We start from the raw sequence: 376 nt of genomic DNA on the forward strand, positions 1-376 counted from the left end.
TGCCGGGCAGCTACACTTGACGCTGTTTTTCAGCCCGTGTTTCGCCCACGGCGGCGGCCGGCGCGTTCCGGCCGCCGCCCGCCTTCCGCGCCCCGCCACAGGAGAACATCTATGCTCAAAGGAAAAGTCGCAGTCGTCACCGGTTCCACCAGCGGGATCGGCCTGGGTATCGCCACCGCGCTGGCCGCGCAGGGCGCCGATATCGTCCTGAACGGCTTCGGCGACGCCGCCGAGATCGAAAAGGTGCGCGCCGGCCTGGCCGCCCAGCATGGCGTCAAGGTGCTGTACGACGGCGCCGACCTGTCCAAGGGCGAGGCCGTGCGCGGCCTGGTCGACAACGCGGTGCGCCAGATGGGCCGCATCGACATCCTGGTCA

The 376-nt window shown here is 69.4% G+C and carries 1 protein-coding gene; it reads left to right on the top strand.

Annotated features, from left to right (window positions below):
* Positions 1-111: 111 nt before the first annotated feature.
* Positions 112-376: SDR family NAD(P)-dependent oxidoreductase (locus tag NR111_RS18310; protein WP_256821640.1), on the top strand; the 265-nt coding region annotated here is incomplete at its 3' end.

The sequence above is a fragment of the Dietzia sp. Die43 genome, from assembly GCF_024519835.1.
Lineage (GTDB): Bacteria > Actinomycetota > Actinomycetes > Mycobacteriales > Mycobacteriaceae > Dietzia > Dietzia kunjamensis.